The 17,212-nt window shown below is 52.0% G+C and carries 15 protein-coding genes; 7 read left to right on the forward strand and 8 right to left on the reverse strand.

Features of this window, described 5'->3' with window-relative positions; translation table 11 throughout:
- Positions 1 to 55 precede the first annotated feature (55 nt).
- A complete protein-coding gene (gene deoC, locus LOZ86_RS12930) occupies positions 56 to 724 on the forward strand; it encodes a deoxyribose-phosphate aldolase (protein WP_039481480.1) in 669 nt (222 codons plus the stop codon).
- Positions 725 to 757: 33 nt separating this feature from the next.
- A complete protein-coding gene (gene deoR / locus LOZ86_RS12935; RefSeq protein ID WP_039481481.1) occupies positions 758 to 1,531 on the forward strand; it encodes a DNA-binding transcriptional repressor DeoR in 774 nt (257 codons plus the stop codon).
- Here deoR and LOZ86_RS12940 read toward each other — a convergent pair.
- The 4 genes from LOZ86_RS12940 to LOZ86_RS12955 form a co-directional block, all read right to left on the reverse strand.
- A complete protein-coding gene (locus LOZ86_RS12940) occupies positions 1,528 to 2,733 on the reverse strand; it encodes a serine hydrolase (RefSeq protein WP_161546924.1) in 1,206 nt (401 codons plus the stop codon). The two genes, deoR and LOZ86_RS12940, sit on opposite strands and share 4 nt — an antisense overlap.
- A 288-nt stretch (positions 2,734 to 3,021) precedes the next feature.
- Positions 3,022 to 3,681: a methionine ABC transporter permease gene (locus tag LOZ86_RS12945; protein WP_039481484.1), complete on the reverse strand. Its 660-nt coding sequence runs from the start codon at positions 3,679 to 3,681 to the stop codon at positions 3,022 to 3,024.
- A complete protein-coding gene (locus LOZ86_RS12950) occupies positions 3,674 to 4,690 on the reverse strand; it encodes a methionine ABC transporter ATP-binding protein (protein ID WP_039481487.1) in 1,017 nt (338 codons plus the stop codon). The genes LOZ86_RS12945 and LOZ86_RS12950 overlap by 8 nt, the downstream gene beginning before the upstream one ends.
- Before the next feature lie 81 nt (positions 4,691 to 4,771).
- On the reverse strand, positions 4,772 to 5,617 hold the full coding sequence (locus tag LOZ86_RS12955; protein WP_161546923.1) for a MetQ/NlpA family ABC transporter substrate-binding protein: 846 nt from the start codon (positions 5,615 to 5,617) through the stop codon (positions 4,772 to 4,774).
- 143 nt (positions 5,618 to 5,760) lie between these two features.
- Here LOZ86_RS12955 and LOZ86_RS12960 point away from each other — a divergent pair, with 143 nt between their 5' ends.
- On the forward strand, positions 5,761 to 6,378 hold the full coding sequence (locus LOZ86_RS12960; RefSeq protein ID WP_039275487.1) for a glutathione S-transferase family protein: 618 nt from the start codon (positions 5,761 to 5,763) through the stop codon (positions 6,376 to 6,378).
- 195 nt (positions 6,379 to 6,573) lie between these two features.
- Here LOZ86_RS12960 and LOZ86_RS12965 read toward each other — a convergent pair whose 3' ends face one another.
- Positions 6,574 to 7,740 (reverse strand): PQQ-dependent sugar dehydrogenase, encoded by a 1,167-nt coding sequence (locus LOZ86_RS12965; RefSeq protein WP_039481637.1) that lies wholly within the window; start codon positions 7,738 to 7,740, stop codon positions 6,574 to 6,576.
- Between the two features lie 222 nt (positions 7,741 to 7,962).
- Here LOZ86_RS12965 and rimO point away from each other — a divergent pair, with 222 nt between their 5' ends.
- Positions 7,963 to 9,276, forward strand: coding sequence for a 30S ribosomal protein S12 methylthiotransferase RimO (gene rimO, locus LOZ86_RS12970; protein ID WP_111778508.1), 1,314 nt, complete (start codon positions 7,963 to 7,965; stop codon positions 9,274 to 9,276).
- A gap of 305 nt (positions 9,277 to 9,581) precedes the next feature.
- Positions 9,582 to 10,361: an outer membrane permeability protein SanA gene (gene sanA / locus LOZ86_RS12975; RefSeq protein ID WP_039485541.1), complete on the forward strand. Its 780-nt coding sequence runs from the start codon at positions 9,582 to 9,584 to the stop codon at positions 10,359 to 10,361.
- A 9-nt stretch (positions 10,362 to 10,370) separates the two neighbouring features.
- On the opposite strand, the gene yeiB is transcribed toward sanA, so the two are convergent.
- The 3 genes from yeiB to LOZ86_RS12990 form a co-directional block, all read right to left on the reverse strand.
- Positions 10,371 to 11,546 carry a DUF418 domain-containing protein YeiB gene (yeiB, locus tag LOZ86_RS12980; RefSeq protein ID WP_039485545.1) on the reverse strand — a complete coding sequence of 392 codons (1,176 nt, stop codon included), beginning with the start codon at positions 11,544 to 11,546 and terminating at the stop codon, positions 10,371 to 10,373.
- 138 nt (positions 11,547 to 11,684) lie between these two features.
- On the reverse strand, positions 11,685 to 12,347 hold the full coding sequence (gene folE / locus LOZ86_RS12985) for a GTP cyclohydrolase I FolE (protein ID WP_039485549.1): 663 nt from the start codon (positions 12,345 to 12,347) through the stop codon (positions 11,685 to 11,687).
- Between the two features lie 324 nt (positions 12,348 to 12,671).
- Positions 12,672 to 14,354 carry a methyl-accepting chemotaxis protein gene (locus LOZ86_RS12990; RefSeq protein WP_039485551.1) on the reverse strand — a complete coding sequence of 561 codons (1,683 nt, stop codon included), beginning with the start codon at positions 14,352 to 14,354 and terminating at the stop codon, positions 12,672 to 12,674.
- Between the two features lie 703 nt (positions 14,355 to 15,057).
- Here LOZ86_RS12990 and ptrR point away from each other — a divergent pair.
- Positions 15,058 to 15,948: a putrescine utilization regulator PtrR gene (ptrR, locus tag LOZ86_RS12995; RefSeq protein ID WP_039485556.1), complete on the forward strand. Its 891-nt coding sequence runs from the start codon at positions 15,058 to 15,060 to the stop codon at positions 15,946 to 15,948.
- A gap of 112 nt (positions 15,949 to 16,060) precedes the next feature.
- Positions 16,061 to 17,182, forward strand: coding sequence for an S-(hydroxymethyl)glutathione dehydrogenase/class III alcohol dehydrogenase (locus LOZ86_RS13000; RefSeq protein ID WP_039485559.1), 1,122 nt, complete (start codon positions 16,061 to 16,063; stop codon positions 17,180 to 17,182).
- The last annotated feature ends 30 nt before the right edge of the window (positions 17,183 to 17,212 follow it).

A 17,212-nucleotide genomic window follows, 5' to 3' on the forward strand; every position in this document is an offset into this window, starting at 1 on the left:
AGCCAACGCACAAGCAGCTTGAAGTATGACGGGTATACACCTCTAAGGATTTGCCATGACTGACTACGCACGCTATATCGACCACACACTGCTGGCAGCCAATGCCACCGAACAGCAAATCGCCACCCTGTGCGATGAAGCGATTGCTCACCGTTTTTATGCCGTCTGTGTTAACTCAGGTTACGTTCCCTTAGTGGCCGAAAAGCTGAAAGGCACTGGAGTACAGGTATGTTCTGTTATCGGTTTCCCTCTTGGTGCAGGCCTGACATCCAGCAAAGCTTTTGAAGCGAAAGCAGCGATTGATGCTGGTGCGCAAGAAATCGATATGGTGATTAACGTCGGCTGGCTGAAAAGTGGGAATATTGCCGCCGTCAAAGCGGATATTCAGGCCGTGCGTGAGGTTTGCGCCGCTATACCGTTGAAGGTAATATTGGAAACCTGTCTGCTTGATGACGAACAGATTGTCCTGGTGTGTGAAATGTGTCGTCAGTTGGATGTCGCGTTCGTCAAAACGTCTACCGGTTTCAGCACGGGCGGCGCGCGTGAAGAACACGTTCGACTGATGCGTAGCACCGTCGGCATCGAGATGGGTGTCAAAGCATCCGGCGCGGTTCGCGATCGCCAAACGGCACAGCGTATGATCGAAGCCGGCGCCACACGTATCGGCACCAGTTCAGGCGTCGCTATCGTTTCAGGTGAAACGGCCGCAGCAGGAAACTACTAACAACAAAAATATAGCTTACTAGCAGGGAATTTTATGGAAACGCGGCGCGACGAACGAATCGGCAGACTGGCTCAGGCATTAAAGAAAACCGATAAACTCCATCTTAAAGACGCCGCACAGCTACTCGGCGTGTCCGAGATGACCGTGCGCCGCGATCTGAATGCAGATTCCACCAGCGTCATGCTGCTCGGCGGCTACGTCGTAAGCGACCTGAAGAATAACGGCGTCACAAATTATTTTGTCTCCGACCAGCAGACCAAACACGTAAGAGAGAAGCAGGCTATCGGTACCGCTGCTGCCTATCTGGTGGAAGCAAACGATACCGTTTTTTTCGACTGTGGCACCACGATTCCCTTCATCATTGATGCCATTCCTGATGAGTTACCCTTTACTGCGATTTGCTATTCCCTGAACACCTTTTTAGCGCTACAGGAAAAAAAGGCGTGCAGAGTAATTTTGTGCGGCGGGGAATACCATCCTGATAACGCGATCTTTACCCCGCTCAACCAGCGAAGCGAGCTGGACAACATCTGTCCGAATAAAGCCTTTATCTCTGCGGCGGGTATCGAACTGACTGCGGGCGCCACCTGCTTTAACTTTGCCGAGCTGGGCATGAAGCAACGCGCGATGGCGACCGCACAGCGAATCATCATTGTGGCGGACAGCAGCAAGTTCGGTCAGATTAAACGCGCCTGCATTGGCCCGATGACGCTGTTTGATACGGTCATTTCCGACAGCGCCCCGAGCGAGTCCTACTTACGTTACTTTTCCAACAACGGCATTCAGTTAATCCACCCCGGAAATTAGCCGAATATCCCGCCGAACCACTGCTGCACCTTCATCACCACCGTATCCCAGAGGCGGCTAAAGAAACCAGCCTCAGGGATATCATCCATCGCGACCAGTTCGCGCTGTCCGATGCTTTTACCGTCCAGTTGGAAGTCGACAGTGCCGACAACCTGATTCTTGGTCAATGGTGCGGAAAGCTGCGGCTGGTTTAGCGTAAAGCTGGCTTTCAGGTTCTTCATTTGCCCTTTCGGGATGGTCAGCGCAGCATCCTGTGCGACGCCGAGTCGAGCCTCTTTCTCAGTACCAAACCAGACCCGCTGCGTGGTAAAAGGCGCATCCGTCTTGATAGGCGTTACCGTTTCGAAAAAGCGGAAGCCCCAGGTGAGCAGTTTTTCACTTTCGCGGAAGCGAATGGCATCCGTTTTCCCCCCCAGCACCACGGAAATCAGGCGCATATTGCCTTCGGTTGCTGAGGCCACCAGATTGTGCCCCGCGCCGTTGGTATGGCCCGTTTTCACACCGTCCACATTCAGATTGGTACTCCACAGCAGACGGTTACGGTTAGGCTGGCGAATGTTATTGAAGGTGAACTCTTTTTCCTTGTGCAACGCGTACTCTTCCGGCACATCGCGAATCAGCGCCTGCCCTAACAGCGCCATATCGCGCGCGGTGCTGTACTGCCCCAGCGCATCAAGCCCGTGCACGGTCAGAAAATGCGTATTCGTCAGATTAAGCGCCTTCGCATAATTGTTCATCAGGCTGACGAACGCGTCCTGACTGCCCGCGACGTAATCCGCCAGTGCGATACTGGCATCATTGCCTGACTGAATGACAATGCCTTTATTTAACTCAGAAACGGGGATGCGGTCGCCCGGTTTAAGGAACATCAGCGACGAGCCACGCAGCGCCGGATTACCCGTTGCCCAGGCATCTTTTCCGACGGTCACATCATCCGTCGGACGAATTTTACCGGATTTGATCGCCTGTCCAATCACATAGCTCGCCATAATTTTTGTCAGGCTGGCAGGGTCAAGGCGCTCATCGGCATTACTTTCTGCCAGCACTTTACCGCTGTGGTGATCGATCAGGATATAGGCTTTAGCATCAATCTGCGGCACCGCTGGCAACTGTTCCGCATAGGTGAATGGCACTAAACCAACAAGCAATACCGTACCTATAGAGAAAGACGTGAGTTTGGTCAGGAAAGGAGTTGTTTTCATGAGTTCGCCGCGATATCCATCAGTCGTTAAAAATTCTTAATTTTCAATATGTTTTGAAAACTTTAGTAACATACAAAGGTAACGCGTCATCTCTGGGATGAAAACCATTCATTCTGTAAAGATAGTCAAAGAAATGAAAGTTTCTAAAAAAACGCAGATAAAAAAATGACTTAGGGAAAAATGAGGAACATCTGAAAATACAGGCGGCAAGACCATCAGGAAAATAGCGGACAGCACGAGGGACATCGCAGCGCAGCCTCCCCCCGTGCTCAGTGGGTGGACACAACCTTAACGACGTTCGCGCTTATCGGCGCGTTTTGACAGCCAGTCACCCAGCGTCTGTACCACCTGCACCAGAATAACGAGCGCAATAACGGTAATCACCATCACCTCAGTTTCATAGCGGTAATAGCCGAAGCGGATCGCTAAATCACCGACCCCCCCGCCGCCAACAATGCCTGCCATCGCAGAATAGCCGATGAGGCTCACTAGCGTGATCGTCAGGCCGCGCAATAACCCCGCTTTGGCCTCCGGCAGCAGCACCGTGCCGATAATACGCATCGGGCTGGCTCCAAACGCTTCAGCAGTTTCCACGATACCGGGATCGATTTCACGAAGCGCGCTATCTACCAAACGCGCATAAAACGCAATCGCGGCGACCGACATTGGCACCGCCGCCGCTACAGGCCCAATCGTATTCCCCAACAGGATCTGCGTCAGCGGTAACAGCAAGACCAGCAGGATAACGAAGGGAATAGAACGGATGATATTCACCAGCACCGTGCCAAACAGATAAACAGCGCGGTTTTGCCAGAACAGGTTCCTGTCGGTGACGTAAATCAGCAGCCCCAGCGGTAAACCGCCGATCACGGCAAATAGCGTGGAAATCCCCACCATCTGGAATGTTTCGCCGAATGCTGCGACCAGATCGATCCATAAATCAGCCATGCAGTACCTCCACATTTGCCGTTCTTACCTGAATATGTTCTACCGCTTCCGTCACTTTTCCGGGATCGGAAGGATGAGTCAGTAGTGCGACAAGTATGCCTAGCGCACGGTTACCGATGTATTCGATCTTGCCGTGCAGGATATTGACGGACACGCCAAAGCGCGTCGCAACGTCCGACAGCACGGGTTGCTCCGCCGATTCACCAACGAACAGAATCTTCAGTAGTGTGCCCTGTAAATCCACCAGCAAGCGAGGCGGCAATGCAAGATCGAGCGTGTGGGAGACCAGTTGACGCGTAAAGGCGTGCTGCGGCGTCGCAAAAATATCGAAAACATCGCCCTCTTCCACAACCCGACCGCCCGTCATCACCGCCACCCGATCGCAGACCGCCTTAATCACGCTCATTTCATGAGAAATCAGTACGATGGTAATGCCCAGTTTCTCGTTAATCTCTTTCAGCAGCGCCAGAATAGCGGCAGAGGTTTCCAGATCGAGTGCCGAGGTCGGCTCATCACACAACAACACTTCGGGATCGTTGGCAATGGCTCTGGCGATACCTACACGCTGTTTCTGCCCGCCGCTGAGCTGCGCTGGATAAGCCGACGCTTTATCCGTCAGCCCCACCAGCGTCAGAATTTCCGGCACCCGGGCAGCAATGACCGCACTGGATTTCCCAGCGGCTTTCAGGCTGAACGCCACGTTTTCCGCCACGGTACGCGTCTGCATCAGGTTGAAATGCTGAAAGATCATACCGATTTTTTGCCGCTGTTCCCGCAGCGGTTGCCCGGCTAATTCGCTGATGAGCACGCCATTGACGAGCACACGGCCGGCAGTCGGTCGCTGCAAGAGATTGATGGTCCGCAACAGCGTGCTTTTCCCTGCGCCGCTGGTGCCGACAATCCCGTAAACCTCGCCACGTTGGATGTGCAACGACACGTTGTCTACCGCAAGATTTTTTGGTTGCTTCCCTTGTGAGAAGTCAACGCTTACCCCTTCTAGCTGAATCATTATCCGCAAACTCCTGGCCTGAGCGGAAAAGAAGAAAGCCGGTCATAGACCGGCCAAAAGATATTCTGTGTCGCCTGAAACTTACTGTGCGGGCGCTGGCGTTTTCGCCTGCATCCACTCTGGTTTCTGGAATTGGCTATACATCAACGCAGGATCGTTGATCACCGCGGCATACGCAGGTGATTCCACAATCGCTTTGGTATCTTTAACAAATGGCTTATCGAGATCGTCGGTACGCACGGCAATAATATTTTTCAGGTTTTCATCCAGCGTTTCCAGCTTGATAGCCGATGACAGTTTCATACCGGACGCCAGCGCAAAATTACCGTTCACCAGCGATGCCGTCACGCTATCCAGCGTACGGGGTAACTGCGCCGCTTCCATCGGTTTGAAGACCAAGCCGTGCGGGTTTTCAAGAATATCTTTCTCCGATGCTTTGGTCGGATCGATATCAGCTTTGATCGTAACCAACCCTATCGATTGCAGGAAACGCAGACCGCGCGCCAGATTGGTAGCGTCGTTAGAGAGCGTGACCACGTCTCCTTTTTTCAGCTCATCCAGCGATTTGATTTTCTTCGAGTAGAAGCCCATGCTGGCTGTCGGTACGGTAATCAGCGGGGAGATTTTTAACCCTTTATCGGCAGCGAATTTTTCCAGATACAGCGTATGCTGGAAGAGGTTGGCATCGATGCTGCCGTTGGCCAGCGCCAGATTAGGCTGAACGTAATCGCTGAATTCACGCACGACGACCTTGTAGCCTTTTTTCACCAACTCAGGTTTGATGGCCAGATTCACCATGTCGCCATACGGCCCGGGTGCTACGCCAAACGTGATCGTCTGTGGATCGCTGCTGGCCAGCGCCAGTTGCATACCGGCGGCAAGCAGTGTGATGCCCAGCGCGGCACGAACAGAATGCGTCAATGTCATTGTGTAACTTTCCTGTCTGAATGTAACTTGCTGTCATTATTAAGAATGACGAGTTAAATCATAAAGACTAAAAAGGCATATCATTATTTCTCATCAACTGTCGCGGATAACCGGGGCAGGCTTCACGAAGAAAGGGGACAGCTATGATAACGATTTGGGGTCGTGATAACTCGACCAACGTAAAGAAAGTCCTGTGGTGTGCGGAAGAACTTGCGCTGCCTTATCAGCATATTGTGGCAGGCGGACAATTCGGTCTTAACCATGAAGCCGACTATCTGGCGATGAATCCTAATGGCCTCATCCCCTGTTTACGTGACGACGATCTGGTGCTGTGGGAATCCAATACCATCGTACGTTATCTGGCGGCACAGTATGGTCAGGACTCGCTGTATCTTGCCGATCCGGGCAAGCGCGCCAGTGCCGAAAAATGGATGGACTGGGCAACCTCTCTCGCCTTCTCCTTCGGGCCAGTGTTCGTTAATATCGTGCGTACGCCACCGGAAAAACGCGATACTGCATTGGTACAGAAAGGCATCGCTGAATGTGAACGTTTGTTTGATATTGTGGATACCGTTCTGGCTAATCAGCCGTGGCTATCCGGCGATCAATTCGGCGTTGGCGATATTCCGCTAGGCTGTATTGCTTACGGCTGGCTAAATATGCCGATTGAACAACAGTCGCATCCTCATCTGGAACGCTGGTATCAGCAACTCACCGAGCGTCCGGCGTATCAGAAACACGTCATGATTCCACTGTCTTAAGGTTGAGAGGTTGCTGACAAAGACTGTCGAGCGGTAGTAACGGATAGATCGTAAAGACGCTGTGAACACCTCCCTGTGCGCTCGGCTTGCGCCATCCCTGGCGCAAACGCTTTACTCTTCTATTCCGTTACTACCGTCTTCGTTCCGCAAATAGATTTTTCACAGTCTGACAGGCACCGTAAGGTGCCTGATTTCTTACTCCAGCCCGACTTTCAGCAATTTGCCATTGTCGTGATCGGTCAACAAATAGAGGTAGCCGTCTGGCCCCAGCCTTACGTCGCGGATGCGTTCACCGCGATCGCTTAGCAAGCGCTCTTGGGACGCGACTTTGTCGCCATCAAGCGTCAACCGAATCAGGTTCTTCTCTGCCAGCGCGCCGATAAAGACTGAGTTTTTCCACTGCGGGAAACGGTCGCTGTTATAGAAAGCCATGCCGCTAATGCCCGGTGATTTCTCCCAGTAAAAATCAGGATTAGCCATATTCGCGATTTCTTTTCCTTTCGCTTCTGGAATCTTCAGTCCGGAATAGTTAATGCCATGCGTTGCAATCGGCCAGCCGTAATTTTCGCCCGCTTTGGGAATGTTGATTTCATCGCCGCCTTTCGGGCCATGCTCATTTTCCCACAGCACGCCAGACCACGGATTAATCGCCAATCCCTGCGGATTACGATGTCCGTAAGACCAGATTTCCGGTCGGGCGTTAGGCGTATTCACAAACGGGTTATCGGACGGCACTTTACCCTCCGCAGTCAGGCGAACAATTTTGCCCTGTAATTTATCCAGATCTTGTGCGGTCGGGCGTTCGTTGTTTTCGCCCAGTGCGATAAACAGATGCCCTTGTCGATCAAAGGCCAGCTTGCCGCCGAAATGGTTACCCGTCGACAGCTTCGGTTCCTGACGGAAGAAGACCGTGAAATTCTCTAACCGCTTATTATCCTCGGAGAGTTTACCGTAACCGACAGCGGTTCCCGCTTTACCCTCACTCCCCTCTTCGGCAAAGCTCAGGTAGATGCGTCGATTCTGCGCAAAATCCGGCGATAGCGCGACTTCCAGCAATCCGCCCTGAGATTTAGCGAAGACCTTCGGTACACCAGTTATCGGTGCAGATAGCGCACTGCCCGCTTTCCATAAGCGTAAATTCCCAGCGCGTTCTGTAATCAAAATCCCCTGATCTTCCGGCAAAAACGCTAATGACCACGGGTGATCCAGCTTATCCTGCAATTCCGTCACCTTCGGTTCCGCCGCCAATAACTGGCTGGAAAACAGCAGCGTCGCGCTAAGCAGCAGCCAATGCGGCGCAGCAGAAAATCGTCGTAACAGGGTGTGTGAAGCAGAATTGCGAGGCATCAGGCGATAGGGCATAGCGTTGTCTCCATCCAACAAAAGTCCTGTAAATTTAGGCGGCAGGCCGTGTTTGTGCAAAAAAACGATGCAAGGTTTACATTTATTGAAGAAATCAGCCACAAAAATCATCATCTCCACGGCGATAAAATGCTGAGTTTTACACCACTGACTATAAGGATAATCAACTATGGTGTAGAATCCTCCGGTTTTTATTTTCTGTTTATTTTGTGAGCGAATAATATGCAACAACCACGTATCGGCTTTGTTTCCCTCGGTTGCCCGAAAAACCTCGTCGACTCCGAGAGGATTCTGACCGAACTGCGTACTGAAGGTTATCAAGTCGTCCCACGTTATGACGACGCTGAACTGGTGATCGTCAATACCTGTGGTTTTATTGACAGCGCCGTACAAGAGTCGCTGGAAGCCATCGGCGAAGCGCTGAATGAGAACGGTAAAGTCATCGTAACAGGCTGTCTGGGTGCCAAAGAAAACCAAATACGCGAAGTGCACCCCAAGGTTCTGGAAATTACCGGTCCGCATAGCTACGAGCAGGTGCTGTCGCACGTACATCAATACGTCCCTAAACCGACACACAACCCGTTTACCAGTCTGGTTCCCGAGCAGGGAGTGAAGCTCACACCGCGCCATTACGCGTATCTGAAAATTTCAGAAGGCTGTAACCACCGCTGCACGTTCTGCATCATCCCTTCTATGCGTGGCGATTTGGACAGCCGTCCAATCGGTTCGGTGTTGGATGAAGCAAAACGCCTAGTGGATGCCGGGGTAAAAGAGCTGTTGGTGATTTCTCAGGATACCTCAGCGTACGGTGCAGATGTGAAGCAGCGTACTGGCTTTTGGAACGGGCAACCGGTCAAAACCAGCATGGTCAGCCTATGTGAACAACTGGCATCGCTGGGCGTGTGGGTGCGTCTGCACTATGTCTACCCTTACCCGCACGTAGACGATGTGATCCCCTTAATGGCCGAAGGCAAAATCCTGCCTTATCTGGATATTCCGCTCCAGCACGCCAGCCCGAAAATTCTCAAGCTGATGAAACGTCCGGGTGCAGTAGAAAGAACGTTAGAGCGCATTAAGCGCTGGCGCGAAATCTGCCCAGATTTAACGCTGCGTTCTACCTTTATTGTCGGCTTCCCCGGCGAGACGGAAGAAGATTTCCAGATGCTGCTCGACTTCCTGACAGAAGCCAAGCTCGACCGCGTGGGCTGCTTTAAATTCAGCCCAGTCGAAGGCGCGTCGGCAAATGAATTGCCAGATCAGGTGCCAGAAGAGATTAAAGAAGCGCGTTTCCACCGCTTCATGCAGCTTCAGCAGGCGATTTCCACCCAGCGTTTGCAGGATAAAATTGGCCGTGAAGTGCTGGTGCTGATCGATGAAATCGACGAAGAAGGTGCAATTGGTCGCAGCATGGCCGATGCCCCTGAAATTGACGGCGCAGTTTACCTGAACGGCGAAACCAACGTAAAAGTCGGTGATATCGTCAAAGTGAAAGTCGAACACGCGGACGAGTACGATCTGTGGGGTAGCCGGGTTTAACGCGCCCATTACGCCTAATACCGATCGTTTAAGGATCGAGATACACGGGGCGACCACAGGGGTGAGGCATCCCTGCGGGAACCTCCCCCTGTGTTTCCCCTAACAACGGGCTAAGTAACCAGTATTACCCATAATGCCAGCTTTTCCGCCCGAAAGGCTGGCGTTTTATTTTCACGCCATCTCACTCCGAACGCTGAAAATTCAACCAATAAACCACTTGTTTCTCGCCTTCATCTTGCGTCGCCCTGTCAGGTAAAGTAGCCTTGAGGCATGATTAATTTACTCGCCTTACCTGAGGCATAAGCATGTGGAAACGCCTGACATTCGGTTTGTTAGCTCTTATTGGCGTGCTGCTGCTCTCTGCTTTTGCCCTCGATCGTTGGATCAGTTGGAAAACCGCGCCATTTATTTACGATGAGCTTCAGACCTTGCCGAAGCGCCAGGTCGGCGTTGTATTGGGGACGGCGAAATACTACCGTACCGGCGTGATCAATCAGTATTACCTGTTCCGCATGCAAGGGACGATTAATGCTTACAACAGCGGCAAAGTCAGCTATCTGCTATTAAGCGGTGATAACGCGCTGCAAAGTTACAATGAACCGATGACGATGCGTCGTGATTTGATTACCGCAGGGGTTCCGCCTTCGGATATCGTGCTGGACTATGCGGGGTTCCGCACGCTGGATTCCATCATCAGGACGCGCAAGGTGTTTGATACCAACGATTTCACCATCATCACCCAGCGTTTCCACTGTGAACGAGCGCTATTTATCGCGCTGCACCTTGGCATTCAGGCACAGTGTTACGCCGTGCCCTCCCCCAAAAATATGATGACCGTGCGAATTCGTGAATTTGGCGCTCGTCTGGGTGCGCTGTTCGATCTGTATATTCTCAAACGCGAGCCGCGCTTTTTAGGGCCACAGGTGCCGATTCCCGCAGAACATACCATTCCAGAGGATGCCCCAGATTATCCTGCCGTCCTGCCGGAACAGATGCTTTCAGCGCCAGCGCATCAGGCTAAAACGGAGCAACCGGCAAAAGCCGAGCCCGAATCCGAACCGCACCACGAGCACGCTGCGCCGTAGCGTCTTTCTCTACGCCGTCTTCCCTATCGCATTGGTGAGTTTGCGCCATAGCCATTCGAGCGGTCCCTGACGGAAATAGCGCAGCCAGTAGTGAGAAAAGACCAGATTGGCGATCCAGATAGCGGGCACCAGTGCCAGCAGTTGCAGGCGGCTGAACGCCATAAACAGGCCAAGCTGATTAAACAACACCACACAAATCAGCGTTTGCAGCAAATAGTTGGTTAACGCCATGCGCCCGACATCCGTAATCCAATACGTGATGCGCCATTGGCACAGCGTGGCCCAAAAGCCATAACACAGCGCGAGATACCCTATCGCCTGCAAAGGTGAACTCAATTCACGCGGGATCTGCAATAACAGCCCGCTCCAGCGATACTCCCAGTCCACCAGCCACTGCCCCACCACGCCAACGCTGTTAATCGCCACACCCAGCGGAATCAGCCACAGCGCAACCTTACGGTAGTGTGCCGTACTGAACTCACCTTTCAGCCAGCCGCTGCGCATTAATCCTGCACCCAGCAGCATCGACCCTGCCAGCAGCCAGCCGTACTGCACGCCCAGCGATAACAGACTTTCCGTCAGCAGATCGACACGGTTCCCCCACGCTAGCGGTCCACCTAACGCCCGCCAGTAGGCCTCATAGGCGATATCTGCCATGCCCGGTAACCAAAATCGTCCCGGTTGCAGGCTCAAAATCTGGCTCAGCACAAACAGTACACCGATGCCCACCAGATACAGAACCGCTCCGGTTCGCATTAACAACCGGCTGCTTTCCGCATGACGAATCATGCCGTAACACACCAGTCCAATCAGCGCATAGTCGAGCAAAATATCGCCATCCCACAGGAAAATGGCATGAATCAGACCAATGATCATCAACCAGAACAGACGTGCATGTACCCAACGTTTCCCCCGCGACAGCAGCAGCTGTAACCCTGCACCAAACAGAAGCGAAAACAGCGTCAGAAATTTTGCCTGCGCCAGCAGATCCATCGCCGCCCAGGTTAAGACATCAGACAGCGTGGGTTCCCCTTGCCAGGCCGGATTCAGGTAGGCCGCATGTGGTAAACCAAACGCCGTAATATTCAGCAGTAAAATGCCCAAGATGGCGACGCCGCGCGCAAAATCCAGCGCAACGATCCGTGAGGGTGGCGAATGAGGTGACGGTATAGTGTGAGAAGGCATACAAATTACATTTTCAAATCATCGAAGTAGCGATTGTATGCACATACAGAGAAAAAGCGAAGATGCTTGCTAATTTGACCATGACCGATTTGACGATGACGAAGCGTATTTTCTTCATCATCGCCAATAAGAGAGGGCTTAATTGTGGTGACGCACCGCGCGCAAGAATTCCTGACGCGTATTTTGGCTGGATTTAAACAGCCCACCGAGCGATGTCGTGGTCGTGGCGCTGGTTGCATCACGAATGCCGCGTGCCTTCACGCAGTAGTGCACCGCATCAATCGAGACCGCAACGTTGTTGGTTCCCAACAGCGTTTGCAGCGCAACCAGTATCTGCTGTGTTAAGCGCTCCTGCACCTGAGGGCGCTGAGAGAAAAACTGGACAATTCGGTTGAGCTTCGACAAGCCGATGACACCATCTTTCGGAATATACGCCACCGTCGCTTTCCCATCGATCGTCACGAAATGGTGTTCACAGGTACTGGTCAGCGTGATGTCCCGTACGGTGACCATTTCATCGACCTTCATTTTGTTTTCAATGATGGTGATTTTGGGAAAATTGGCGTAGTCCAAGCCGGAGAATATTTCATCAACGTACATTTTAGCGATACGAGTCGGTGTTTCAACCAGGCTGTCATCGCTCAGATCGAGACTCAGCAAATTCATAATTTCCGTCATATGCTCGGCAATACGTTGCTTACGCGTATCCCGATCTAACAACGCCCCGCGCAGCGGCGTTTCCAGACCGCGTGCCAGCAGCGCTTCGTGCACCATAACGGCTTCTTTACTTAGTGATGACATTATTATTCTCCTGCAGGTGTAACTATGCCTATCGCACTATCACGGCCTTGGTCAGACCCTAGCGCCGTCAACACTCTAGTTGAGAGAGTCACGATTATCCAGCGATTGTATGTCATGATTGTTGAAATAGATTCAAGTTATCAAGCGTAGCGGATATGCCTGAACGCAGTAACAAGGTCGAATCATATGCACAAAAAAACGCCTGTTCAGACTTAACTATTCAGTGATAAACAAAAAGCACCGGGAGGCTATCCCAGTGCTTTTAACGATCAATCACCTGACTTTTGCGGCTGTCAGCGCCCTACGCCGCGTGTTGTCGGGTTATCAGAAGGTTTCCCAGTTATCGTTCGCGTTGCCTTTTTTACCGCCAGCGGCGGCTAATAACATCGGCTTCTGTACTGCTGATGCGCTCTCCGCCAGACGCTGCTGAGGACGACGAGGGGCATCTGCAGCCGACAGCTGGAATACCGATACGGCTTCAGTTAACTGACGGGCCTGATCTTCGAGCGATGCAGCAGCGGCAGCAGATTCCTGTACCAGTGCGGAGTTCTGCTGTGTGACGCCATCCATCTCGGTAACAGCCTGACCAATCTGGGTAATACCACGACTCTGTTCATCCGATGCAGAGGCGATTTCGCCCATCAGATCGTTCACTCGAGTAATGGCGGAAATGATGGAATCCATCGCTTCGCCGGTTTGTGTAACCTGATTCGAACCCACGTTGATACGTGCAACCGATTCGGTGATCAGGCTTTCAATTTCTTTCGCTGCCTGCGCGCTGCGCTGCGCCAGATTACGAACTTCACCCGCAACCACCGCAAAACCACGCCCTTGTTCACCGGCTCTGGCGGCTTCTACGGCTGCGTTCAACGCCAGAATATTGGTCTGGAAGGCAATACCGTTAATTACACTGGTGATATCGGCAATTTTCTTCGAGCTGGTCGTAATACTTGCCATCGTCGCCATCACATCTGCCGTGACGTCGCCGCCTTTCTTCGCCGCAACAGAAGCGTCCTGCGCCAGCTTGGTAGCCTGATGGACGTTATCGGCATTCTGTTTCACCGTCGCGCTTAACTCTTCCATACTGGCAGCAGTCTGCTCCAGTGCGGCGGCCTGCTGTTCGGTACGTGCGGACAGATCGTTGTTGCCGCTTTTAATTTCGCTTGAGCCCTGATGAATCGATGCCGAACTGTCGCGGATGATGGAAACGGTATTAACCAGACTGCCTTGCATCTCTTTCAGGTAAGGAATCAACTGTCCGGCACAGTTGCGGCCAAACTCTTCAAGCGGGCGACCAAGCTGCCCGGCAGACAGAACCTGGAAATAGCCTTTGATCATATTTAACGGCTTGACCAGATAGTGAACCAGATAGCGATCCGTCAACAGCAGGATAAGCAACCCAATAACCGCCGCACCCAGCAGAATACGATTACTCCAGTCAACCAGGCCGTAGACCTCGCTCATCGACGCCTCTGACGATGACATAATCGCGATCTGGTATTTATCCATGTTCGCGCCGAATGCCACGCTCAGCGGTGGGTAGGTTTTACGGAAAAGCTGACGAAAATCCTCTTGACGATTCTCACGCGCAGCGTTCAGCATCGGCGTCAACCCGTTATCCAATATCTGGGTCCACGCGGCGATCATATTGTCTGCCGTTTCTTTATCGACGCCGACATGCCCAACAGCTTTAAACGCAGCCAGTTGATCTGACGTGTTTTTAAATGCGGTGGTTGCTGCCGTAAATACTTTTTCTGCTTCCGCAGTTTCGCCTGTTTGCTGGAAATCCATAGAACGCAGCAAGCGAGTAACCGTACGAAAATACTGGTCATTGCCTTTTACCAACATCTCTACGTTTTTACGCTGAGTTTCGCCGGATTCCAATAGTTTGGTCATGCTGTTTAATGAGGTGGTGGTAAAGAAAGACGCTCCCCCCCATACAACCAGAAACAGACCCAATATTGTTAAAAGCATTGCCCTGATGGTGATATTTTTTAAAAAATTCACAGAAGACTCCTATAAATTATCTGGCGATTTTCCTCTGCGCTTTCTGCAAGACAGCCGCACATTTTTAATTGGAAATACGCCGGGTGTTACGTCATTTAATGAAGAGCAGAGGCTCTCATTAGTTAGAGTTATTTTCCTTTAATGACAAAAAGACACACTTCCTTACAATAAGGATAAAGCATTCCTACCATACATTAACATTATCGGCACTTTAGGCGGGCACTTTACGCCTTCCCATCAACAAATGCGATAAAAATGAAGAATTGCGATAGTTTCTGGCTATTGCTCCGATACAACAATTTATCTTCACATTTAACTGTTTATTTTAATTATCTATTTATTTCCACGCTTCCGCTATGCGTCAGGATAAAATACGGTTTTATTTTTCTGTGATTATTCTTATTTTTTCATTCTGCCCTATTCATTAGAAAATATGCCCCTATTCGAGGTAATAGTTGATTGTGGTGCTATTAATTCCGGCCGCGATCATTTTATCGCTTTCTTCTCTTTCTAATCTCCCCACTATTAATCCTGATGATAATTACGTCCGTCATTTTTATCATTCAGAGCACATCTCATCACGCTGGGTTTACGTTACGTTCACATCAGTGTGGCGTAAGCCAGTTGCGAAATGTGCTGCTTGCCGCTACACTTCACAAAAAGTGAATAATCAAACGCCAGTTCATTACGAAAAGAGAAAGATATGGATTTGACCCAGTTGCGCATGTTCTGCCTCGTTGCCGAAACGGGTTCCGTCGCGCGCGCCGCAGAGCAGCTTCATCGGGTACCCTCCAATCTGACCACGCGGTTGCGCCAGTTGGAACTGGAACTGGGCACCGATCTGTTTATCCGTGAGAAACAGCGCCTGCGCCTGTCCCCTATTGGGCACAATTTCTTATGTTATGCACAGCGTATTCTGGCTCTCAGTGAGGAAGCGATCAGCATGACGCGCACGGGGGAACCCGCTGGTAACTTCGCGCTCGGCTCGATGGAAAGCACCGCAGCAACCCGTTTGCCTACGCTATTAGCGGCTTACCATCAGCGTTACCCCAACGTTTCGCTGTCCCTGAATACCGGTACATCAGGGGAAATCATCGAACGCGTCCGGGCGGGAACGCTGGCTGCCGCGTTAGTTGATGGGCCCGTCGTCTACGATGAACTGAATGGGTGTTCGTGTTTTGCGGAACGGTTAGTGCTGATATCTGACCCTGCACACGCGCCGATTACCCATGCGCGGGATGCCAGTAACGATACCCTGTTTGCATTCCGCCCCAGCTGTTCTTATAGAAAACGCCTTGAGAACTGGTTCCGGCAGGATGGCGTGGTGCCGGGCACCATCATGGAAATCCACTCATACCATGCCATGCTTGCCTGTGTCGCCAGCGGCGCTGGGCTCGCCATGCTCCCGTATGCCGTCCTCGAATCACTGCCCGCAGGCACGCGCGTTCAGGTGCATGAATTACCGCCCGACATCGCCGCCGCGTCCACCTGGCTCGTCTGGCGACGCGACGCCTTCGGCCCGAATGTCGAGGCGCTTAAAAAACTCATTATTGAACAGGGCCGCACTATTGAACCACCCTCTCAGTCGGAATGAACCCTTACTGCCGATGAACGACCCTTTTCACGAGAGGACGACACAGCGATCAATACCACGTCCTATCATTTAATTTACAACCCATAACGGAATGCCATTAGGAGTCACCACCATGCAAATGATTAAAACCCGCGCCGCCATCGCCTGGGGTCCAAACCAGCCACTGTCGGTTGAAGAAGTGGACCTGATGCCACCGCAGAAAGGTGAAGTGTTGGTGCGCATCGTCGCAACTGGCGTATGCCACACTGACGCCTACACGCTGTCCGGTAAAGATCCTGAAGGCGTGTTCCCAGCGATTCTTGGCCATGAAGGCGGCGGGATTGTCGAAGCCATCGGGGAAGGCGTGACCAGCGTTGCCGTTGGCGATCATGTTATTCCGCTATACACCCCAGAATGTGGCGAATGTAAATTCTGCCGCTCCGGCAAAACCAACCTGTGTCAGGCTATTCGCTCCACGCAGGGTAAAGGTTTGATGCCAGACGGCACCACCCGTTTCTCCAAAAACGGCCAGCCGATTTTCCATTACATGGGCACATCCACCTTCGCAGAGCACACCGTTGTGCCTGAAATTTCACTGGCGAAAGTCAATAAAGCAGCGCCGCTGGAAGAAGTCTGCCTGCTGGGCTGTGGCGTCACCACCGGGATGGGTGCTGTGCTGAATACTGCAAAAGTGAAAGCGGGCGATACCGTTGCGATTTTCGGCCTCGGCGGCATTGGTCTATCGGCGATTATCGGTGCACAAATGGCAGGTGCCGGACGCATCATCGGTATCGATCTCAACACCAGCAAATTCGATCTGGCGCGTAAACTGGGTGCGACCGATCTGATCAATCCGAAAGATTACGATAAGCCGATTCAGGACGTCATCGTTGAACTGACCGATGGTGGCGTGGACTTCTCCTTCGAGTGTATCGGTAACGTCAATGTCATGCGTTCCGCGCTAGAGTGCTGTCATAAAGGCTGGGGTGAATCCATCATCATCGGCGTGGCAGGTGCTGGCGAAGAAATCGCAACCCGTCCGTTCCAACTGGTCACCGGTCGCGTCTGGCGCGGTTCTGCCTTCGGCGGCGTGAAAGGCCGTAGCGAGCTGCCAGGCATTGTCGATCGTTACCTGAAAGGTGAATTCCCGCTGAATGACTTCATCACCCACACCATGGGGCTGGACGACATCAACACCGCATTCGATTTAATGCACGAAGGCAAATCGATTCGCTCTGTGATTCATTTCGGTTAATTGCGCTACTGTCAGGAACAGAATAAAGGA

Origin of the sequence: Pectobacterium parvum (assembly GCF_020971565.1) — a bacterium.
GTDB lineage: Bacteria > Pseudomonadota > Gammaproteobacteria > Enterobacterales > Enterobacteriaceae > Pectobacterium > Pectobacterium polare.